A 22089-nucleotide genomic window follows, 5' to 3' on the forward strand; every position below is an offset into this window, starting at 1 on the left:
GAAACTATGAAAAAGAATGAAATTATTAAAGTCATATTGGAAGAATGGATTAAACAGAAAGGGTTCTTAAACTCCAGACTTACCATCATTGAATTATGCAAAACCATAGGTATTAACAGAACTTATCTGTCAAACTACATCAATCATAGCTATGGAGTAAATTTTAATTTATGGCTTAATCACTTACGCATAGAAGAAGCCAAACTATTAATGGCACAACCTCCGAAGCGCAATTTGTCAGAAATAGCCGAACGAATAGGATTCACTGATTTAGCTCACTTCAGCAAACAATTCAAACTTCAGGAAGGGGTCTCTCCGTCAGAATGGAGAAAGAATATGTAATAATACGCAACGGAGCGGCAGGAGAAGCGTAAAAATCACTATCTTTGTACGGTTAAGATAGGATAATTACATAAACTATATACACATGAAAATAGAAGAAAAACTGACCGAATCTATCCTGAACAGTATAAAGACCTTATACAATCAGGAAGTTCCTGCCACAATGGTTCAACTTCAGAAAACAAAGAAAGAGTTTGAAGGCCACCTGACACTGGTTGTCTTTCCTTTCCTGAAAATGTCGAAAAAAGGTCCGGAACAAACTGCACAAGAAATTGGGGAATACTTGAAACAGAATGAACCGGCCATTGCAAACTATAATGTAATCAAAGGCTTCCTGAACCTGACCATTGCATCTGACGTATGGATTGGACTGCTGAACCATATTCATGCCGACAACCAATGGGGTATACAAACAGCAGGCGACAATGCGCCACTTGTCATGATTGAATATTCTTCTCCTAATACCAACAAACCGCTTCACTTGGGCCACGTACGTAACAATTTGCTGGGAAGTGCATTGGCTAACATCATGGCCGCCAACGGCAACAAGGTAGTGAAAACCAACATCGTAAACGACCGTGGTATTCATATCTGTAAGTCTATGCTGGCCTGGCTGAAATACGGTAACGGTGAAACACCTGAATCATCGGGCAAGAAAGGTGACCACCTGATTGGTGATTACTACGTAGCTTTCGACAAGCATTACAAAGCCGAAGTAAAAGAGCTTATGGCCCAATATCAGGCAGAAGGTATGAACGAAGAAGAAGCAAAAGCGAAAGCTGAAGCTAATTCTCCGTTGATGCTGGAAGCACGCGAAATGCTTCGCAAGTGGGAAGCGAACGACCCTGAAGTACGTGCTCTCTGGAAAAAGATGAATGACTGGGTATATGCAGGTTTCGATGAAACCTACAAAATGATGGGAGTAAGCTTCGACAAGATATACTACGAATCACAGACTTACCTGGAAGGAAAAGAAAAAGTAATGGAAGGTCTGGAAAAAGGATTCTTTTACCGCAAGGAAGACGGTTCCGTATGGGCCGACCTGACTTCAGAAGGTCTGGACCACAAACTGCTGCTCCGTGGTGACGGAACTTCTGTATACATGACACAGGACATTGGTACAGCCAAACTGCGCTTCCAGGATTATCCTATCAACAAGATGATTTATGTGGTGGGTAATGAACAGAACTACCACTTCCAGGTATTGTCCATTCTGCTCGACAAGCTGGGATTTGAATGGGGAAAAGACCTCGTACACTTCTCTTACGGCATGGTAGAACTGCCGGAAGGTAAAATGAAGAGCCGTGAAGGTACAGTGGTAGACGCTGACGACCTGATGGAAGCCATGATTGAAACCGCCAAAGAGACCAGCAACGAACTGGGCAAACTGGACGGACTGACACAAGAAGAGGCTGACAACATTGCACGTATCGTAGGACTGGGTGCCTTGAAATATTTTATCCTGAAGGTAGATGCACGCAAGAACATGACCTTCAATCCGAAAGAATCCATCGACTTCAACGGAAACACAGGCCCGTTCATCCAATATACATATGCACGTATCCAGTCCATCCTGCGTAAAGCTACAGAAGCCGGCCTCGCCATCCCTTCTGTCATTCCAAGCGGTATTGAACTGAGCACAAAGGAAGAAGGTCTGATTCAAATGCTGGCAGACTTTACCAACGTGGTGAAACAAGCTGGAACAGATTACAACCCGTCTATCTTGGCAAACTATGCTTACGACCTGGTCAAAGAGTACAACCAGTTCTATCATGACTTCAGCATTCTGCGTGAAGAAAATGAAGCCCTGAAAATATTCCGTCTCGCTTTAAGCCAGAATGTAGGAAAAGTAGTCAAACTGGCTATGGGCTTGCTGGGTATCGAAGTACCTGAACGTATGTAATTACAATCTTGTATATCAGGTGGCTGGCAAAGGGGTGGACCACACTCCTTTTGCACAGCCACTTTCTTTTTAAAGACCATCTTATGGCTAAACAAAAACTCTACGTGGTCTGGAAAGGAGTGAATCCGGGTATCTATTCTTCGTGGACCGACTGCCAACTGCAAATACAAGGCTATAAAGGGGCTATATATAAGTCTTTTGATTCACAGGAAGAGGCAGAACATGCCTTTGCTACTCCTGCATATCAGTACATGAACCGCCATCGTACATCGTCTTCAGAAAAAGCCGAGGCACAACTCCCCGAAAACTTCAACTTAAACTGCCTGGCAGTAGACGCTGCCTGTAGCGGCAATCCCGGCCCCATGGAATATCGCGGAGTGTATCTGCTGACAGGACAAGAAATCTTCCACTTCGGACCAGTTTACGGCACCAACAATATCGGAGAATTTCTGGCCATTGTTCACGGACTGGCACTTCTTAAACAAAAGAACCTGAGCATGCCCATCTACTCCGACAGTCGCAATGCCCTCGCTTGGGTGAAGCAAAAAAAATGCAAGACCAAACTGGAACGAACCGAGAAAACAGAAGCGCTCTTCCAGTTAATTGAACGGGCAGAAAAATGGCTGAAGGAAAACACTTATACCACTCCCCTGCTCAAGTGGGAGACTGACGTATGGGGAGAAGTCCCTGCTGACTTCGGACGTAAATAATCAAAAACTTAAACAGATGAAAAAAAGACTTACATATCTGGGATGTTTTTTCGCCAGCATACTGGGTTACTTCCTGCTTCAGAAACCTGTCTTTATGCTCTATAACGGTGCATGCGAGAAGGGAACAGCTTTCATAGACTACCTTCGGGTATTGTTCCATGGCTTTACGCTTGACGCAGCAACCACCGGATACCTGACGGCCATCCCCTGGCTGGCCATTCTTTGCAGTATATGGTTCCGCCGTTTCCCGTTGAAAAAGGTACTTATCGGCTACTACGTTTTAATCAGTCTGGCTACCACACTTATCTTCATCGGCGATATGGCCTTGTATCCATTTTGGGGATTCAAATTAGATGCTTCCATCTTCCTCTACCTGGATTCTCCGAAGAATGCCATGGCCAGTGTATCCTTTGGATTTATTCTGATACGACTGCTGTGTATCCTCATCTTATCAGCCTTGGTGACATGGGGATTATATAAGATCACACCAGACTGTCTGCCACAAGTCCAGAAGCGTATCACAGGCAGTTTGATAACTCTGCTTTTGGGAGGAGTTATCTTTATCGTCATACGAGGAGGTGTAACCGAATCAACCAGCAACGTAGGACAAGCCTATTTCTGCAATGACGAATTTCTGAATCATTCCGCCATCAATCCGGACTTCAGTCTGTTGTCTTCCATCAGCAAAACCACCGACTTTTCCCAGCAGTTCAATTTCTTCGATGAAGAAAAACGGGCAAGTTTATTTGAAGGATTGTATGCTGATACAGGAGAGAATGAAGTTTCATTACTTACCACCAACCGTCCTAATGTATTGATTATCCTCATGGAAAGTTTTGGAGGAGTATTCGTAGAATCATTAGGAGGAATACCCGGTGTCAGCCCGAATCTGGAGCGCCTGAGCAAGGAAGGAGTCTTCTTTACTAATTGTTATGCCAACAGTTTCCGAACCGACCGAGGTACGGTCTGTACCTTCAGTGGTTACCAGAGCTTTCCAACTGTGTCCGTCATGAAATCTCCTGCAAAGAGCCGTACGCTACCTTCTATTGCCGGGAAACTCCGGGAACAAGGCTATGCCACGGATTTCCTGTATGGAGGTGACATCAATTTCACTAACATGAAGAGCTACTTACTGGGAAGTGGATACCAGCACCTGACTGCAGACGTAGATTTCAGCTTGGACGAACGAAAAAATCCATGGGGAGTAAACGATGACATCACTTTCGAGTACCTCTATCGCCAGATAAAGGAACGAAATACCGACCAACCCTGGCATACAGCTTTTCTTACCCTGAGCAGCCATGAACCGTTTGAGGTACCCTATCATCGCCTGAAAGAAAAAATCCCCAATGCTTTTGCCTTCACCGACGATTGCCTGGGGAAATTTATCGACAAGCTCAAGGCCCTTCCCCAATGGAAAAATCTGCTCATCATCTGCCTGCCAGACCATGGCTTCTATTATCCGGAAGAAGGACTGGTACATGACCCGCGTATCCATCATATTCCGATGCTGTGGTTAGGAGGCGCCATCAAACAACCCATGGTCATTGACAAACTGATGAACCAAAGTGATATGGCCGCTACCCTTTTGGCACAGTTGGGGCTCAGCCACAAGGAGTTTAATTTCAGCCGCAACGTATTAGGAAAAGACTACAACTATCCGTTTGCTTACTACACCTACAACAACGGATTTGCTTTCCGCGACAGTACCGGAACCACTCTGATAGACAACAATTCCGGCCAGGCATTAATAGAATCCCCAGCTCCGAACGAACGACGCACAGAACTGGGGAAAGCAATTCTACAATCTTCTTATGACGATTTGGGGGCAAGATAATATTACTCCACAAACATCACTTTCGATGCATCACGCGGTTTAGCTGCCGGTGATTCATCCGGATACCCGAAGGCTATGCAATACAACAATTCATAGCCTTCGGGTATATTCAGGCGCTTCAAATAGTCCGCTGCCTGAGGTTCTGTCTTCATAAAGCGTATAGGGCTTCCTAAACAGCAGGAACCGATTCCCATCGACCAGGCCGAAAGAATCATATTTTCCCCCAGCAGCCCGCAGTCTATCTGCGACATATCATACGATGTATCATTGGCTATAAACACTACCGTAGGTGCATTGCGGAACATATTCTTGAACCCCGGATCTTCTGCCACTTTGGGATTCAACTTCTTATACACCTCCGTAATACCGTTGATAAACTCCGGATTATCTACCACGCGTACTGCCCACGACTGCTTATTCTGTCCGTTGGGTGCATGGATACCACAGTCCAGAATCATCTGCATTGTATCACGGTTTACCGGCTGCGGCAGATATTTTCGCACACTTCGCCGTGTCATGATGGTTTCAATTACCTGATTTTTAGCAGAGGATTTACCAGACACAGAAGCTTGTTCCTTCTGCACCTGTCCACCACAACTGGAGAGACACAACAACCCTGCTCCTAACATTGAATAAATTACTTTTTTCATAAACTCTTATTTTCACCTAGTTATTTCACTCCTAATTCAGCAAAGCCCATTGGTTCGCCTTCACGAATCATACGCGTAGCCTTCAACTCTATATAACGAGCCTTTACGGGGGTAAAGAATACCGACTGCATCACCGGATTATTCTGTATATTGGAGAACTCACCCGATTTTATCAGCTGATTCACCGCATCCTTACTTGTACCGACCCGTATCTCATAGTTGGCAATCAATCCCTTGTTGGGCTCACCCTGATCAGGCAAGAAATGAAGAGAAGAAACCATGCGTTCCTCTTGCAGGTCAATCAACAGACGGTCACCCTCTACAAAGCAAGTAGTCTGTGCCTGCTTGTCAGAAGCCTTTGCCGCCTCATCAGCTTTGACGTCCGGCAAAAGATAAGACAAAGATTCAATGTCTTCCACCTTCTCCACAAACGAATCAGACACATTACCTGCATCATACACTCCCACACTGCTCAAACAAAGCGGACCGCGTGCATCCGTGATTCGAATACGGATACCCTTTGTCTCCACCGTTTCAAAACGTAGCAAACGTTTATATCCAATGGTGGTTGTCTCTTCGTTCAGCCTCACCGGAAGCCATGTATCCTTGTCAAGGTATTCCACCACAAATGCCTTTACACGCTGTCCCAGTGGTATATACTCCTGAAGCATCATACGATTCATCCGTACAGGCGCATCGAACGAGAATTCGATATCAGCCGAAGTCACTCCGTCTTCCGTAGCCCAATAAGTATCAAAATTATCATCTGTCAAAGCAGATGCGACAAAGTCTCCTCCACGCTCATTTGAAACCTTAGGAGTCATTCCTGCTACCAGATTCGTTTTCAACTGCTGCTGAATCATTTCATGGAAACGAACTGCATTAGCAGAATCTACCGGATGAATCAGCCCTCTCCGGTCTACCGGGAAGTTCAACAACAAAGTGGCATTATGTCCCACACTCCGGTAATACAAATCTACCAGCTGCTCCGGACTCTTCACCCTGTCATCCTCCTCCGGATGATAGAACCATCCCGGGCGGATAGATACATCACACTCAGCAGGTACCCATTGATTCCCATCTGCATGGCCATACTGTAATTCATAGCTCTTGTCGTATCCCGGATGCACCTCTCCCTTTCGCAGAAACGACCAGTTGGTAGCCCCGGCAAAACCTTTCTCGTTACCTACCCAACGGCAGCCCGGACCGCCATCCGAGAAAATGATGGCCTGAGGCTGGATGCTATCCAGTATCTCATAAATTCTAGGATAATTATAATAGTTCTTACGGTCGATAGTACGTATATCTTTCGCACCACCATACCATCCGTCACCTCCATTGGCTCCGTCAAACCATACCTCGAACACCGGTCCATAGTTCGTCAGCAGGTCACGTAACTGTGCATAAAAGTAAGGCAGATACTCCGGAGTACCATAATTTGCCTGATGCCTATCCCAGGGCGAAAGGTAGACAGCAAACTTAAGGCCATATTTCTTACAAGCCTCCGACAACTCTTTCACCACATTTCCCTGTCCATTCTTCCAGGGAGAATTCTTTATACTATATTCTGTATCTTCAAAAGGCCACAAACAAAAACCATCATGATGTTTGGCCGTAAAAATCACTCCTTTCATACCGGCCTTCACCAAAGTCTGTACCCATTGCTCACAATCCAAATTGGTTGGATTAAACGTTTTCGGATCCGTATCCCCATATCCCCACTCTCGGTCATTAAACGTATTCAGACCAAAATGAATAAAGGCATACGTTTCCATCTGCTGCCATTCCACCTGCTCGGGTTCAGGAACAGGAAAAATCGGTTCAGGCGGAAGCACCTTTCCGGATGTACACGACAAACAGCAAGCCATAACTGGAATGGACAGAAGATGAATAGATTTTCTCATAATTAATTAGATTTTCGAATAAAAACTGAGACCAAATATACAAAAAAAAGCGGCTTCCCGAAGGAAACCGCTTTCATATTTAAGATTTTGTAAGTCAGAATTACAATTTCGGACCTGCAGCAACCAAAGCCTTACCAGCTTCGTTACCTGTAAACTTAGCGAAGTTCTTGATGAAACGTCCAGCCAATTCTTTAGCTTTTTCTTACCACTGAGCAGCATCAGCATAAGTGTCACGAGGATCCAGGATTTTCGGATCAACACCCGGCAATTCAGTCGGAACAACGAAATCGAAGTAAGGAATAGTCTTAGTAGGAGCCTTGTCGATAGAACCGTCCAGAATAGCGTCGATGATACCACGAGTATCACGGATAGAGATACGTTTGCCAGTACCGTTCCAACCAGTGTTCACCAAGTAAGCCTTAGCACCAGTCATTTCCATTTTCTTCACCAGTTCTTCACCGTACTTAGTCGGGTGCAAGCTCAAGAATGCGGCACCGAAGCAAGCAGAGAATGTCGGAGTCGGTTCAGTGATACCACGTTCTGTACCAGCCAACTTAGCAGTAAAACCAGACAAGAAGTAGTACTGAGTCTGAGCCGGGTTCAGGATAGATACAGGAGGCAATACGCCGAATGCATCAGCAGACAAGAAGATAACTTGTTTTGCGTGAGGACCTTTAGAAACCGGTTTAACAATGTTTTCGATGTGGTAGATAGGATAAGAAACACGAGTGTTTTCTGTTACGCTCTTATCAGCGAAGTCAATCTTACCGTTAGCATCTACTGTAACATTTTCCAGCAAAGCATCACGTTTGATAGCGTTATAGATATCTGGTTCTGATTCTTTATCCAGGTTGATAACCTTTGCATAGCAACCACCTTCGTAGTTGAATACACCTTCGTTATCCCATCCGTGCTCGTCATCACCAATCAACAGACGTTTCGGGTCAGTTGACAAGGTAGTCTTACCTGTACCAGACAGACCGAAGAAGATAGCAGAGCTCTTGCCTTCCTTGTCTGTGTTAGCAGAACAGTGCATAGAAGCGATACCACGCAACGGGTTCAGGTAGTTCATGATAGAGAAGATACCTTTCTTCATTTCACCACCGTACCAAGTGTTCAGGATAACCTGTTCCTTAGTCTTCAAGTTGAATACAGTAGCAGTTTCTGAATTCAAGCCCAGTTCCTTGTAGTTGTCAACTTTAGCTTTGGCAGCGTTGAAAGAAACGAAATCAGGTTCACCGTAGTTAGCCAGTTCTTCAGCAGTCGGACGGATGAACATATTTGTTACGAAGTGTGCCTGCCATGCCACTTCCATGATGAAACGAACTTTCAGACGAGTAGCTTCGTTCGCACCGCAGAAAGTATCAACAACGAACAAACGTTTGCCAGACAATTCTTTCACAGCTTTAGCCTTCAAATCAGCCCAAGCAGCTTCAGAGCAAGGTTTGTTATCGTTTTTGTATTCTTCAGAAGTCCACCATACAGTGTCTTCACTGGCTTCATTCTTAACAAAGAATTTATCTTTAGGAGAACGACCAGTGTAAATACCAGTCATTACGTTTACTGCACCGAGTTCAGTTACCTGACCTTTTTCATAACCTTCCAAAGAAGCTTTTGTTTCTTCTGCAAACAACACATCATAAGAAGGGTTGTGTACGATTTCTACGGTATCCACAATACCGTACTTGGTAAGATCTAAATTTGCCATTGTTCAAATGATTAATTTGGTTATTATATCAAATGTTTATTGTCTATGTCATAAGCCTAATCCGCTTTTCTGCTCTTCAACATCTCCTTGTTTTAGGCGCTACAAAAGTAGCAGTTATTTTTTATTCAAGGAAGTTATTACAGAAAAAAATCCGTAATCATTTAAAGATTTATACTTGTGTAACAAAATTGACAAATCCACATTACAAATCAATTTTATTTTGTTTCTTTGCAGGGCAATAAACTAGATATATAACCGCTAAGAACCTGAGAATGTTTATGAAAATAATCAACTTTAACCAAAGCAACAGCCTTTTCAACCAGTTCCTTTCTGAGATTCGTGATGTACACATACAAGGTGACCGCATCCGCTTCAGGCGCAACATGGAGCGTGTGGGAGAAATTATGGCTTATGAAATCAGCCGGACACTTCCCTATCATCCGGTATCCATACAAACTCCACTGGCTACAGCGGTAGAAAACGTACCCACCGAGCAGCCTGTTGTTGCTACAATCCTTCGCGCCGGACTCCCATTGCACCAAGGTTTCATCAATTATTTTGACCATGCGGAAAATGCCTTCGTGTCAGCTTACCGGAAATACATCAACGAAGACAACTTCGACATCCACATTGAATACATCGCTTCTCCGCGACTGGACGGAAAAATCCTGATTCTGACCGATCCGATGCTGGCTACCGGAAGCTCTATGGAACTGGCCTACGAAGCCTTGCTTACCAAAGGAGAACCTGCGTATATACACATTGCTTCTGTCATAGCCAGCCGTCAGGCTATCGAGCATATCAAAAAAGTGTTCCCCACTGAAAAAACCACCGTATGGTGCGGGGCCATCGACCCGGAACTGAATGCTCATTCCTATATTGTGCCGGGACTAGGAGATGCGGGGGATTTGTGTTATGGAGAAAAAGAATAAACCCACAAAAGGACCCAGATAAAAAAATCGCCGGCTCCTTTTTTAATTATCTTGTTGCTTTATTTAATCTCCCACGTATCATTCGTTTCCAGCAATTCGGCAAACGTGTGATACTTTTTCTTGGCAGAAACTTCTTCAATCTGGGCTTCTACTGCCTCATCGTATGTCGGCGCATCCACATCACGAATCACGCCTAAGGCAATCGGGAAGTCCGGACCTTCCATCAGCGCAAGTTTCAATTGCAGGGTATGGTCTTCACAATGGGCATCGTGCACTAAGATATCTTTTTCCGTGATACCGTTCTCACCTAGTTTCACCACTTTTAGCCCGAAGCCTTCCTGCATCAGACCAAATTCCTTGTTCGGACCGAACAGCATAGGCTTGCCATGCTCCAGATAAATCGCATTACGTTCACGGTCTTCCTTCTTGGCTACCGCATTGTGCGTACCGTCATTGAAGATTACGCAGTTTTGCAACACTTCTACCACGGACGTACCTTTGTGACGGGCAGCTGCTTTCAGCACTTCCACAGAAGGACCACCATCTACTGCCGCACAACGGGCAAAGAAACGTCCACGTGCCCCGAAGCACAATTCTGCCGGACGGAAGGGGTCTTCCACCGTACCGTAGGGAGAAGATTTGCTCACAAACCCACGGGCAGAAGTCGGAGAATACTGTCCTTTGGTCAATCCGTAGATACGGTTGTTCAACAACACGATGTTGATGTCCACATTACGGCGGATGGCATGGATGAAGTGGTTCCCACCGATAGCCAGTCCGTCACCGTCGCCGGAAATCTGCCAGATGGTAAGTTCCGGGTTGGCCACTTTAGCACCCGTAGCGATGGCAGCCGCACGCCCGTGAATGGTGTGCATGCCATACGTATTCATGTAATAAGGCAAACGCGAAGAACATCCGATACCGGAAATCACCGCAATTTCATGGGGAGGTACTCCCAGTTCGGCCAGTGCCTTGTGAAAAGAATTCAGGAAAGCGTGGTCGCCACAGCCCGGACACCAGCGAGGCTGCCCGGCTTTGTAATCTGCTGCCGTATATTTTGTTTCACTCATTGTTATTCCTCCAGAATATTTATTGATGAATCATTAAAAAAGTTGACTGAAAGCCTCTACCAGTTCTTTCACTACGAACGGCTGGCCTTTTACCTGATTGAACTGATGCAGGTGAATACCTTCCACGTTCATGCGGAGATAGCCTGCCAGCTGTCCCATATTTTGTTCGGCCACCACGATGGTCTTGTATTTCCGCAATACTTCAGCTGTATTCTTCGGCAACGGATTGATGACACGGAAATGTGCCAGTGCCGTCTTCTTACCCATAGCGTTCAGTTCGTCCATAGCCGAGTGCAAGTGCCCGTATGTGCCTCCGAAGCCCACAATCAACAAATCTGCCTCCGGATTGCCTTCCACTGTAAGTGCGGGAAGAGAATCGGCAATTTTTTCCACTTTTTCCGCACGCAGTTTTGTCATCAGGAAGTGATTTTCCGGTTCCGTAGAGATGGCTCCGGTTTCGTTACTTTTTTCCAGCCCTCCGATGCGGTGCATGAAGCCCGGTGTACCTGGTGTGGCCCAGTAACGCACGCCTGTCTGCGGGTCACGCTGGAACGGCGTCCACGACCCGGCCATTTCCGGCTTCACGTAAGGCGGACAGATGGAAGGATAGGTACTCAAATCGGGCAGACGCCATGCGGCAGAACCGTTGGCAATATAGGCATCGGTCAGCAAAACAACCGGCGTCATGTGCTCCAAGGCAATCTTGCAGGCTAAGTAAGCCGCATCGAAGCAATCAGTCGGTGAGGAAGCAGCCACCACAGGCATCGGACTTTCTCCGTTACGCCCGAAAAGTACCTGAAGCAAGTCGGTCTGTTCCGATTTGGTCGGCAGTCCGGTAGAAGGGCCACCACGCTGTACGTCTACAATCACCAGCGGCAGTTCCGTAATCACCGCCAGGTTCATGGCTTCACTCTTCAAGCAGATACCCGGTCCGGAAGTGGTCGTTACAGCCAGTGCGCCGGCAAATGAAGCTCCTACGGCAGAAGCACATCCGGCAATCTCGTCTTCACACTGCACCGTCTTTACGCCCAGCGACTTATGCTTGGCCAGTTCGTGCAGAATATCCGTGGCCGGTGTAATCGGATAAGAACCCAGATACAATTCCAGCCCTGCTTTCTCAGCAGCCGCCATCAGGCCGTATGCCGTAGCCTTGTTGCCGTTGATGTCCATGTATTTTCCCGGCTCTTTCTGTGCCTTGCTCGGCACGGTATAGCTCATCGATACGGAAGCATGGGTATTTTCGCCGAAATGATAACCGTCGTAGAGCACCTTCACATTGGCTTCGGCAATTTCCGGTTTCTTGGCAAACTTTTCACGAAGGATTTTTTCACCCACCTTCACGTCGCGGTGGAACAGCCAGCATACCAGTCCCAACGCAAACATGTTTTTTGTTCGCAAGATGGACTTGTTGTCCAGTCCGCTGTCTTTCAAGCTTTCCTTACACATCGAAGTAATGGCCGCCGACACGACTTCATTCTTGATGCCCAGTTCCGAGAACGGGTTTTCCAGCGTAAACTTGGCTTTTTCCAAATCACGCTTGGTAAATGAATCGGAGTCTATGATAATTACCGCCTGGGGTTTACAAAACTTATACTGTGTTTTCAAAGCTGCCGGGTTCATGGCTACCAGCACGTCGCACTTATCGCCCGGAGTATATACCTTTCCGGCACCAATATGCACCTGAAAGCCTGACACACCGGTCAGTGAACCTTGCGGAGCACGAATATCCGCCGGGTAATCCGGGAATGTACTTATATCGTTTCCTTCGGTTGCCGAAATATTGGAAAACATATTACCGGCCAGTTGCATTCCGTCACCGGAATCACCCGAAAAACGGACTACTACCTCGTCCAGTTCCTTGACAATCATTTCTTCTGCCATATCGTATTTATTTAAAGTTCACAAAATCAATTTTGGCAAAAATGGGGAAGTTCCGTAAAAAAACAAAATAAATCGGGAGATATTTTATCCAACCTCTAAAAAACACAAGTACATATCATCTAAAACGTAAGTGCATTTAAAGAAAAATGCAAAGGCGTTTCAATGCAAACGCCAAAGAATTTCAGTCAAAACGTAAAGGCATTTTTCACCCTATTCTGCAATAAAAAAGTATGACAGGGTCCTTGTCAGGGTCAAGAGCGTACAAGTAACTATCAAACAATAAGTTATAAAACAATTAACATATTTTATGACAGACTCTTTGCGCAACTCCCCACTCCCCACCTTTTATATATTAATTAAGTTTTCCTTTAAAGGGACGAGGAATATAATATAAACCTGGAAATTTAGAGGTTTGCATTTTTTGTTTTTTCACCCAAAAAGAATAACTTTGTTTACTAATCTAAAAACGACTGACAATGAAAGAATTTCTTCGAAGTACCCTCGCCACCATTACAGGTGTGCTGATTTGCGGGTTTATCTTTATCATCCTGGGTGTCACCATGCTGGCAGGAATCGTAGCTTCTTCAGAAAGCGAAACCTTAGTCATGCCCAATTCCGTTTTCACCCTCGAACTGAAAGGTACCGTTCAGGAACGCTATCAGCCCAGCCCTATCGACCAGTTCTTTGAAGACCAGATTTCTACCTACGGATTGGAAGATATTCTGAACTCGATTCAGAAAGCCAAGAATAACGAACAAATCAAGGGTATTTACCTGCATACAGGAGCATTGGCATGCTCTACAGCCTCTTTACAGGCCATTCACCGTGCACTGGCTGATTTCAAGCAGAGCGGTAAGTTCCTGATTGCCTATGCCGACATGTACACACAAGGCGGTTATTATCTGGCCAGTGTAGCCGACAAGGTAATTGTGAACCCCGTAGGAAGCCTCTCCTGGCACGGACTGGCCAGCGAGACCATGTTCCTGAAAGATTTCCTGACCAAAATCGGGGTCAAGATGCAGATATTCCGTGTAGGTACCTACAAATCGGCCGTCGAACCGATGACCAATACCGAAATGAGTCCGGCCAACCGCGAACAGACACAGGCCTTTCTGGAATCTACCTGGAAGAGCATTGTAAACGATGTAGCTTCTTCTAGAAATATTTCTATTGATTCACTGAACTTACTGGCCGACCGAAACATGGATTTGCGCCCGGCCGAAGACTACGTGCGTTGCGGACTGGCCGACACACTGATGTACAAGGACGAAGTGCTCAGCTACCTGAAATCGCTCGCCGGACTGACCGAAGAAGATGACCTCCACACCCTGAGTCTGGATGAAATGACTCGTGTAAAATCGGCCACTCCGAAAAGCAAGTCCAGAGACGTGGTAGCCGTTTATTATGCTTACGGAGAAATTGACAACGGTTCTTCATACGACGAAGGTATCAATTCTGAGAAAGTGGCGAAGGACTTGCGGGATTTGCGCAAGGACAAAAACGTGAAAGCGGTTGTGCTCCGCGTGAACTCTCCAGGCGGAAGTGCCTACGGCTCGGAACAGATATGGCGTGAAGTGACCTTGCTGAAAGCAGAAAAACCGGTTGTGGTATCCATGGGCGACTATGCTGCTTCCGGTGGTTACTATATTTCTTGCGCTGCCAACAAAATCGTGGCTGAGCCGACTACCCTGACCGGCTCCATCGGTATCTTCGGCATGATGCCCGACGCTTCGGAATTACTGACCAATAAACTGGGACTCCATTTTGACGGAGTCAAGACACATAAAATGGCCGACATGGGCAGCATGAGCCGTCCGTTCAATGCGGAAGAATCGGCTCTGATGCAACAAATGGTGAACCAGGGATATGCCTTGTTTACCAAACGCTGTGCCGAAGGACGGAATATTCCGCTAGAGGAACTTTGTAAAATTGCGGAAGGTCGCGTATGGACCGGAAGCATGGCCAAGGAACTGAAACTGGTGGATGAACTGGGAGGACTGGATACCGCTATCCAACTGGCTGCCGAACTGGGAAAAGTAAAGGACTATAGCCTGAAGAGCTACCCTGCCAAGATGGATTTCCTGACAGAGCTGCTGAATACCCGTGCTGACCGTTACATTCACGGCCAGTTGCAAGAAACGTTCGGTGAATATTATCAAGGCTTTGAATGGTTGCGCCACGTGAAACAGTCTGACCGCCTGCAAGCCCGTTTGCCGTTCGACATGCGTATCCAATAAGCGGGAGGCGCGTTCATGAGCGGGAAATGCAAGATATATTGGGGGCTATGGCCCTTCAGTGCCCTCTACGGTATCGGTGTGAAGGTACGGAATTTTTTGTTCGACGTGGGCTGGCTCCACGAAGAACGTTTCCCGTTACCCGTCATCTGCATCGGTAACCTGACCGTGGGCGGTACCGGGAAAACGCCTCACACGGAATATCTCATCCGGCTGTTGCAGGATTCGTTCCGGCTGGCTGTGCTGAGCCGGGGTTACAAGCGGAAATCAAAAGGCTTCGTGCTGGCTTCTTCGACCTCCCGAATGGAGGATATCGGCGACGAACCTTACCAGATGGCCCGCAAGTTTCCCGCCATTCATGTGGCCGTAGATGGAGACCGTTGCCGGGGTATCCGCCGACTGACTTCTCCGCAAGGGGCACCCGACACGGAAGTCGTACTGCTGGACGACGCTTTCCAGCACCGCTACGTTCGACCGGGACTGCGCATTCTGCTGATGGATTACCATCGTCCTGTGGAATGCGACCAGCTTCTTCCGGCCGGACGCCTTCGAGAACCTGCTAGCGGAAAGAAACGGGCCGATTTGCTTATCGTCACGAAATGTCCGCCCAGCCTCAGCCTGGAAGAATGTGAACGTATCCGGCAACGCATACAGCCTCTTCCGCATCAGGAAGTGTTTTTCACTACCCTGGCCTACGGAAAGCTGTATCCCTTGTTTATGGATACTCCTGCCCAAGCGCTGAATGCGTTAAAGGATAAAGAAGTGCTGCTGGTCACCGGCATTGCCTCGCCGGCGCCATTGATGGAGGAAGTCGGCCGACACGCCGCCCGTGTCACTCCGCTGCTCTTTGGCGACCATCACAACTTTAACGGTACCGATATGCAACAGATTGCGCAACAGTTCTACCAGCTGCCGGAAACCCGCCGCCTCATCCTGACCACTGAGAAGGATGCCTCACGGCTCATCGGCCATCCGCAACTCAGCGAAGAACTGAAACCCTATATTTACGTGCTCCCCATAGAAGTGGAGTTTCTGCACAAAGGAGAACTAGTATTTAACCCTAAAATCATTGAGTATGTTAGAAAAAATTCAAGAAACAGCTGCCTTTCTGAAGGCTAAAATGCACACTCACCCCGAAACAGCCATCATCCTGGGTACAGGACTGGGCAGTCTGGTGCACGAAATCACCGACAAGTATGAAATCAACTATTCGGAAATCCCGAATTTCCCGGTTTCAACCGTCGAAGGACACAGCGGGAAACTGATTTTCGGGAAACTGGGCAACAAGGATATCATGGCCATGCAGGGACGTTTTCATTTTTACGAAGGCTATTCCATGAAGGAAGTGACTTTCCCCGTACGCGTGATGCGTGAACTGGGCATCAAAACCCTCTTCGTATCGAATGCTGCAGGAGGTACTAACCCCGACTTTGAAATCGGCGACCTGATGATTATTACGGACCACATCAATTTCTTCCCGGAACATCCGCTTCGTGGAAAGAATATCGAATACGGGCCACGCTTCCCGGATATGAGCGAAGCATACTCCAAAGAACTGATTGCAAAAGCCCTGGAGATTGCTCAGGAGAAAGGTATCAAGGTGCAGCAAGGCGTATACATCGGTACGCAGGGTCCTACATTCGAAACTCCGTCGGAATATAAGATGTTCCACATTCTGGGTGCCGATGCGGTAGGTATGTCTACCGTACCGGAAGTGATTGTGGCCAACCATTGCGGCATCAAGGTGTTCGGCGTATCAGTCATCACCGACCTGGGCGTGGAAGGCAAGATTGTGGAGGTATCCCACGAAGAGGTGCAGAAGGCTGCCGACGAAGCACAGCCTCGCATGACCACCATTATGAGAGAACTTATCAACAGAGCGTAAAAATACTATGCACGAAGGAAACAGAACAGAAATTTCAACGCTGGGCGAGTTCGGGCTTATCAAGCACCTCACCCAGGACATCAAATTACAGAATCCGGAAACAAAATACGGTGTGGGCGACGATGCAGCCGTATTGGAATTTCCCGGCAAGCAGGTACTGGTCACCACCGACCTGCTGATGGAAGGTGTACACTTTGACCTGGTATATACCCCGCTGAAGCACTTGGGATACAAATCGGCTATGGTGAACTTCTCCGATATTTACGCCATGAACGGTACTCCGAAGCAGATAACCGTGTCACTGGCTGTATCCAAACGTTTCTGCATCGAAGACCTGGAAGACTTCTACGACGGACTGAAACTGGCTTGCGCACAGCACCAGGTAGACCTCGTAGGGGGCGACACCACTTCTTCCGTCACAGGACTGGCCATTTCCATTACCTGCATTGGAGAAGCCGATAAAGACAAGGTGGTTTACCGCAACGGTGCCAAGGAAACCGACCTGATTTGCGTATCAGGCGATTTGGGAGCTGCTTACATGGGACTTCAGCTGATGGAACGGGAGAAAGCCGTATTCCAGGGCGAAAAAGATGTGCAGCCCGACTTTGCCGGAAAAGAATACTTACTGGAACGCTTCTTGAAACCGGAAGCCCGCAAGGATATTGTGGAAAGCCTGGCCAAAGCCGGCATCCAGCCCACCGCCATGATGGATATTTCCGACGGACTCTCATCCGAGTTGATGCACATCTGTTCACAAAGCCATGCCGGTTGCCGTGTGTACGAAGAGCGTATTCCGATTGACTACCAGACAGCCGTAATGGCCGAAGAGTTCAACATGAACCTGAGTACTTGTGCCCTGAACGGTGGCGAAGATTACGAACTGCTCTTCACCGTACCGTTGACTGCACACGAAACCGTATCTCAGATGAAAGATGTGAAAGTCATCGGTCACATCACCAAACCCGAACTGGGATGCGCCCTCGTGACCCGCGACGGGAATGAACTTGAACTGAAAGCTCAAGGCTGGAATCCTTTGAAAGGATAAAGCCCTTTTATTCCTAAATTTGAAACCTTCCTTTTTCAGTCTCCGACCTTATTTCGGACTGGAAAAGGAAGGTTTTTCGATTTATAACCAGCATTCATCTCACAAAAATGCCGTTTTTTACACAAAAATTGCATTTTTTCTGCTGAAATATTTGCAAGTTCCAAAAGTTTGCGTACCTTTGCAACCGCAATCGAGAAACATTGGTTGCAAACATAAAATGCTGGTGCCATAGCTCAGTTGGTAGAGCAAAGGACTGAAAATCCTTGTGTCCCCGGTTCGATTCCTGGTGGCACCACTCAAAATCCTGATTTTCAAAAGAATCAGGATTTTTTATTTTATCCTTACGGATAATAAAGGCTCAACGTAAAAATCTGAGAACTCCACAAGTGATAACAAATAAACACATACTAAAACAGACTAACCTCAGAATGGAGATTAGCCTGTTTTTTAATTTTATCGCCCTCCTGCCGGAAGATTCTTCAAGAAATAATCTGTCATAGACTTGCGAAGGTGATACGTGGTACCTTCCCGCTCACTGATGGAATGTGAACGCATGGGATAGGACAACTGATAAAATACCTTACCGTGCTTCACCAGCTCGTTCACCAGCATCTCACAACTCTGGTAATGCACGTTGTCGTCACCCGTACCGTGAACAAGCAGCAGGTTGCCCTTCAATCCCTCTACATAAGTAATAGGAGACCCTTTACGGTAGCCTTCCGGATTTGCCTGCGGCGTATTCATATAGCGTTCCTGATAAATCGTGTCATACAGCCGCTGGTCGGACACGAAGGCAATGGCAATACCTGTACAAAAAACCTCCGGATAGCGGAACATGCAGTTCAACGTCTGGCTTCCTCCTCCGCTCCAACCCGTAATACCGATACGGGAAGTATCAATGAATGCATACTGACGGGCCAGGTCCAGAATTCCCTGTGCCTGGTCTTGCGAAGCAAAAGTTCCTACTTCTCCATAGATACACTTTCTCCACTCCCGTCCGCGAGGAGCCGCGGCCCCGCGGTTCTCGATACTGACCACAATATATCCCTGATTAGCCAAGTACTGATGCCACAGGTCGCCTCCCTGCCACACATCCTGCACCGTAGAACCCGCAGGTTCACCATACACATCAATGATTACCGGATATTTCTTCGACGGATCAAAATTAACGGGCTTAATCATCCATGCATCCAGTTGCAGCTCTCCGGAATGAGTCTTGACAAACTCCTTCGGCCTTAGCTGAAGTTGCTGGTACTGCGACGCGGCTTCCCGGTTATCCTCAATGACCGATACCGTTTTATGAGAAGGCAAAGCCACCATCTCTATCCGGGGAGGAGTGACGGAATTGCTGAACGTATGCACGGCATATTTCCCGTCGGGAGACAAATCGTACCGATGCTGTCCCTGCTCATCCATCGGACTGAGGCGTTTTACGTCACCCTTTCCCAATAATTCCGCTGAATAAAGATACCGCTGAGTATAATTATCAGGCGATGCGATGAAATAGACAAGACCTTTCTTCACGTCCATTCCTACCTGCTCGATAAGGTCGAACTCCCCTTTCGTAATAGGCTGAATGTCTTTTCCGTCACGACTCACACGATAAAGATGACGCCATCCACTCCGTTCACTCTGCCACGTAAAATAAGTATTATTCTTCAACCAGGTCACCTGGTCGTTCGTTTCCACCCATGCGGCATCTGTTTCGGTCAGGATATTCTTCGGCGCACCGCTTCCGATGGTAGCAATCCACACCTTGTTCGTATTCTGCGGACGGTTCATCTGCTGGATAAACAAATCATTACTTTCCGGTATAAAATCCATTCGCATAATATAATTCTGGCGAGGGTCACCGGGCAGGTCAATCCATGTAGTCTCTCCACCAGAAGCTGCTACGTATCCCACCTTAACTGCCGAGTTCGTAGTTCCGGCTTTCGGATATGGAAAACGAAGAATTTTCGGATAAAGTGAATCGACATTGTTGATGATGTCGAACCATCCGGTACCTTCCGTATCGCTCTGCCAATAGGCTATGTACTTACCGTCGGGACTCCAGCGGAAACCGTCACGGCAGGAGAATTCTTCTTCATACACCCAGTCGAACGTACCGTTCACAATCGTACTGCTGCCATCGTGGGTCAGCTGTATAACCTTTCCATCGGAAACATACTCTACATAGATATTATTTCCACTGACATAAGCCACACGCGTACCATCAGGCGAGAATTTGGCAAACATCAGACTGCTCTCAGGCAACCGGGTTCCTAATTGCCTCAACTTACCTGTTTCCATGTTCAATACCCAATAGTCTCCGCGCGTATCATACCTCCAGACACGCCGTGTATTGGTATACACTAAAACCTGCTTATGGGAAGTGTCAAAACTAAAACTACGGACAGACAACGTGTCGGAAGTACCCGGCTTTACGAACATGGAAGCCGATATAAGTACCTCACGCTTGTTTTTACCGGCAGCATACGACACGATGTCGTATCCTCCAGCCGGATTCTTCTCCTTCTTTGAATAACTGTTCCTCTCTGAAAGCCAGTTTACCCGGCTTTCGCCCTTCGTGACAATCAGACCTCCGTTCACCACCTCCTCCAAGGTCGGCACGTGCTGTGCATAGGATGAAAAGGCGGTCAGACAACACAGAGCTAAAAAGATGCTTTTTGTGTTCATCTCGCATTAATTTATGGTTGATTAAAATAAACTTGTAAGATATGCCAAAAATACAACTTTTCAACACACAAGCAGAACAATCTGACATAAAAAGACGTACTTATGCCTCAAAAGAAACACAAGTACGTTTCAATTAAAACTCTTTGGCGCTTAAAACAAAACTCTTTTATGTTTTATTGAAAACGCCCTGACGTTTTCTTATCACATCAACAGAGCATAAACAAACGCCTGAAATTACGCAATCATTTCCAGCGTAAACTTTCTTAGAATTTTACCAAAATACGGAATACCTTACCTGGATTCGCTGTCCAGCTTTCCATGGCTTCTGCGGCTTCCTCTGGAGCTACAATACGCGAAATCAACTGTTCAACCGGACAAGCACCTGTCTTCATGTAATGTATTACGGCACGGAAATCAGCAGGCAGCGCGTTTCGAGAGCCGCGAATGTCCAGTTCTTTCTGTACAAAATATTTCGTCTGAAATTCTACCCCGCTCTTGGCATAGCCGATACACACCACACGTCCCGTAAAGCCGACTTCATCTACCGCCATCACATAAGTGGCCGGACTACCGACCGCTTCAATTACCACATCGGCTCCCATTCCGCCGGAATATTCCTGCACACGCTCGTGCACATTCTCGGTACGTGAATTAATGACATACGCAGCACCCACCTTGCGGGCCAGTGCTAATTTTTCGTCGTCCAAGTCGACGGCAATCACGGTAGCTCCGCGTAAGACTGCACGAACAATGGCTCCCATACCGACCATACCGCAACCTATCACCATTACTATCTCATTGTCAATCACCTGACCGCGTGACACCGCATGAAAGCCCACACTCATCGGTTCAATCAACGCACAGTCACGTGAAGAGATATCCTCTGCCAGAATCACTTTTGACCAGGGAAGCACCGCATATTCACACATCACTCCGTTACGCTGCACACCCAACGTTTCATTGTGCTCGCAGGCATTGACCCGCCCGTTACGACATGAGGCGCACTTTCCGCAATTCGTATAAGGGTTCAGCGTCACATTCATACCTTTTTTAAACCCTTCCGGCACACCCGGCCCTACGGCTTCTATCACGGCCCCGACTTCATGTCCGGGAATGACAGGCATTTTCACCATCGGATTCCGTCCGAGATAGGTATTCAAATCAGAACCACAAAAACCTACATACTCAATCTTTACCAATATTTCCCCAGCTTTCAGTTCGGGTTTTTCTATTTCCACGACCGCCATTTTCTGGGGAGCTGCAATTTGAACCGCTTTCATTTTCTTGTTATTTTTATTTTCAGTTATTC

15 protein-coding genes, 1 tRNA gene and 1 pseudogene are annotated in these 22089 nt (G+C 46.9%); 10 read left to right on the forward strand and 7 right to left on the reverse strand.

Going from position 1 to position 22089, the window contains the following annotated elements; translation table 11 throughout:
• From ACMJ0U_RS01230 to ACMJ0U_RS01245, 4 genes are all read left to right on the forward strand, one after another.
• Positions 1-342, forward strand: a 342-nt coding sequence (locus ACMJ0U_RS01230) for a helix-turn-helix domain-containing protein (protein WP_417127635.1), incomplete at its 5' end; no start/stop codon positions are given.
• Between the two features lie 85 nt (positions 343-427).
• On the forward strand, positions 428-2245 hold the full coding sequence (argS, locus tag ACMJ0U_RS01235) for an arginine--tRNA ligase (RefSeq protein WP_417127636.1): 1818 nt from the start codon (positions 428-430) through the stop codon (positions 2243-2245).
• 83 nt (positions 2246-2328) lie between these two features.
• Positions 2329-2955, forward strand: a complete 627-nt coding sequence (locus ACMJ0U_RS01240; RefSeq protein ID WP_417127638.1) for a viroplasmin family protein — start codon at positions 2329-2331, stop codon at positions 2953-2955.
• A gap of 16 nt (positions 2956-2971) precedes the next feature.
• Positions 2972-4792, forward strand: a complete 1821-nt coding sequence (locus ACMJ0U_RS01245; protein ID WP_417127640.1) for an LTA synthase family protein — start codon at positions 2972-2974, stop codon at positions 4790-4792.
• 2 nt (positions 4793-4794) lie between these two features.
• Here ACMJ0U_RS01245 and ACMJ0U_RS01250 read toward each other — a convergent pair whose 3' ends face one another.
• The 3 genes and pseudogenes from ACMJ0U_RS01250 to pckA form a co-directional block, all read right to left on the reverse strand.
• The gene (locus ACMJ0U_RS01250) at positions 4795-5442 is read right to left on the reverse strand and encodes a nitroreductase family protein (protein WP_417127641.1); all 648 of its coding nucleotides are present in this window, start codon (positions 5440-5442) and stop codon (positions 4795-4797) included.
• 20 nt (positions 5443-5462) lie between these two features.
• The gene (locus tag ACMJ0U_RS01255; protein WP_417127656.1) at positions 5463-7310 is read right to left on the reverse strand and encodes an alpha-L-fucosidase; all 1848 of its coding nucleotides are present in this window, start codon (positions 7308-7310) and stop codon (positions 5463-5465) included.
• A gap of 136 nt (positions 7311-7446) precedes the next feature.
• Positions 7447-9054 (reverse strand): annotated as a pseudogene (pckA, locus tag ACMJ0U_RS01260) (phosphoenolpyruvate carboxykinase (ATP)).
• Between the two features lie 278 nt (positions 9055-9332).
• Between pckA and upp the strand changes: the two are divergent.
• Positions 9333-9986, forward strand: coding sequence for a uracil phosphoribosyltransferase (upp, locus tag ACMJ0U_RS01265; protein WP_417127643.1), 654 nt, complete (start codon positions 9333-9335; stop codon positions 9984-9986).
• Between the two features lie 59 nt (positions 9987-10045).
• Here the strand turns inward: upp and ACMJ0U_RS01270 are convergent, their stop codons facing one another.
• Together ACMJ0U_RS01270 and ACMJ0U_RS01275 are read right to left on the reverse strand one after the other, a co-directional pair.
• Entirely contained in the window at positions 10046-11056 is a 1011-nt protein-coding gene (locus tag ACMJ0U_RS01270) for a 2-oxoacid:ferredoxin oxidoreductase subunit beta (protein WP_417127644.1), read from the reverse strand.
• Positions 11057-11089: 33 nt separating this feature from the next.
• A complete protein-coding gene (locus ACMJ0U_RS01275) occupies positions 11090-12937 on the reverse strand; it encodes a 2-oxoacid:acceptor oxidoreductase subunit alpha (RefSeq protein WP_417127646.1) in 1848 nt (615 codons plus the stop codon).
• 476 nt (positions 12938-13413) lie between these two features.
• Between ACMJ0U_RS01275 and sppA the strand changes: the two genes are divergently transcribed.
• The 5 genes from sppA (at position 13414) to ACMJ0U_RS01300 (ending at position 18396) form a co-directional block, all read left to right on the forward strand.
• Entirely contained in the window at positions 13414-15174 is a 1761-nt protein-coding gene (sppA, locus tag ACMJ0U_RS01280; protein ID WP_417127647.1) for a signal peptide peptidase SppA, read from the forward strand.
• A 15-nt stretch (positions 15175-15189) separates the two neighbouring features.
• Positions 15190-16290, forward strand: a complete 1101-nt coding sequence (gene lpxK, locus ACMJ0U_RS01285; RefSeq protein ID WP_417127649.1) for a tetraacyldisaccharide 4'-kinase — start codon at positions 15190-15192, stop codon at positions 16288-16290.
• Positions 16247-17056 (forward strand): purine-nucleoside phosphorylase, encoded by an 810-nt coding sequence (locus ACMJ0U_RS01290; RefSeq protein WP_417127650.1) that lies wholly within the window; start codon positions 16247-16249, stop codon positions 17054-17056. Before lpxK ends, ACMJ0U_RS01290 begins: the two co-directional genes overlap by 44 nt.
• Positions 17057-17063: 7 nt before the next feature.
• Entirely contained in the window at positions 17064-18101 is a 1038-nt protein-coding gene (gene thiL, locus ACMJ0U_RS01295; RefSeq protein ID WP_417127652.1) for a thiamine-phosphate kinase, read from the forward strand.
• A 222-nt stretch (positions 18102-18323) separates the two neighbouring features.
• Positions 18324-18396 (forward strand) — tRNA-Phe (locus ACMJ0U_RS01300).
• 158 nt (positions 18397-18554) lie between these two features.
• Here the strand turns inward: ACMJ0U_RS01300 and ACMJ0U_RS01305 are convergent.
• Complete coding sequence (locus ACMJ0U_RS01305) at positions 18555-20780, reverse strand: S9 family peptidase (protein WP_417127654.1); 2226 nt, start codon at positions 20778-20780, stop codon at positions 18555-18557.
• Between the two features lie 263 nt (positions 20781-21043).
• Positions 21044-22060, reverse strand: a complete 1017-nt coding sequence (locus ACMJ0U_RS01310; protein ID WP_417127658.1) for a zinc-binding alcohol dehydrogenase family protein — start codon at positions 22058-22060, stop codon at positions 21044-21046.
• Positions 22061-22089: the final 29 nt, after the last annotated feature.

This window comes from Phocaeicola sp. (assembly GCF_048170425.1).
Classification (GTDB): Bacteria; Bacteroidota; Bacteroidia; order Bacteroidales; family Bacteroidaceae; genus Phocaeicola.

Coding starts and splice junctions, on each gene's coding strand:
- argS (WP_417127636.1), top strand. CDS start 428: ATGAAAATAGAAGAAAAACTGACCGAATCTATCCTGAACAGTATAAAG.
- ACMJ0U_RS01240 (WP_417127638.1), top strand. CDS start 2,329: ATGGCTAAACAAAAACTCTACGTGGTCTGGAAAGGAGTGAATCCGGGT.
- ACMJ0U_RS01245 (WP_417127640.1), top strand. CDS start 2,972: ATGAAAAAAAGACTTACATATCTGGGATGTTTTTTCGCCAGCATACTG.
- ACMJ0U_RS01250 (WP_417127641.1), bottom strand. CDS start 5,442: ATGAAAAAAGTAATTTATTCAATGTTAGGAGCAGGGTTGTTGTGTCTC.
- ACMJ0U_RS01255 (WP_417127656.1), bottom strand. CDS start 7,310: ATGGCTTGCTGTTTGTCGTGTACATCCGGAAAGGTGCTTCCGCCTGAA.
- upp (WP_417127643.1), top strand. CDS start 9,333: ATGAAAATAATCAACTTTAACCAAAGCAACAGCCTTTTCAACCAGTTC.
- ACMJ0U_RS01270 (WP_417127644.1), bottom strand. CDS start 11,056: ATGAGTGAAACAAAATATACGGCAGCAGATTACAAAGCCGGGCAGCCT.
- ACMJ0U_RS01275 (WP_417127646.1), bottom strand. CDS start 12,937: ATGGCAGAAGAAATGATTGTCAAGGAACTGGACGAGGTAGTAGTCCGT.
- sppA (WP_417127647.1), top strand. CDS start 13,414: ATGAAAGAATTTCTTCGAAGTACCCTCGCCACCATTACAGGTGTGCTG.
- lpxK (WP_417127649.1), top strand. CDS start 15,190: ATGAGCGGGAAATGCAAGATATATTGGGGGCTATGGCCCTTCAGTGCC.
- ACMJ0U_RS01290 (WP_417127650.1), top strand. CDS start 16,247: ATGTTAGAAAAAATTCAAGAAACAGCTGCCTTTCTGAAGGCTAAAATG.
- thiL (WP_417127652.1), top strand. CDS start 17,064: ATGCACGAAGGAAACAGAACAGAAATTTCAACGCTGGGCGAGTTCGGG.
- ACMJ0U_RS01305 (WP_417127654.1), bottom strand. CDS start 20,780: ATGAACACAAAAAGCATCTTTTTAGCTCTGTGTTGTCTGACCGCCTTT.
- ACMJ0U_RS01310 (WP_417127658.1), bottom strand. CDS start 22,060: ATGAAAGCGGTTCAAATTGCAGCTCCCCAGAAAATGGCGGTCGTGGAA.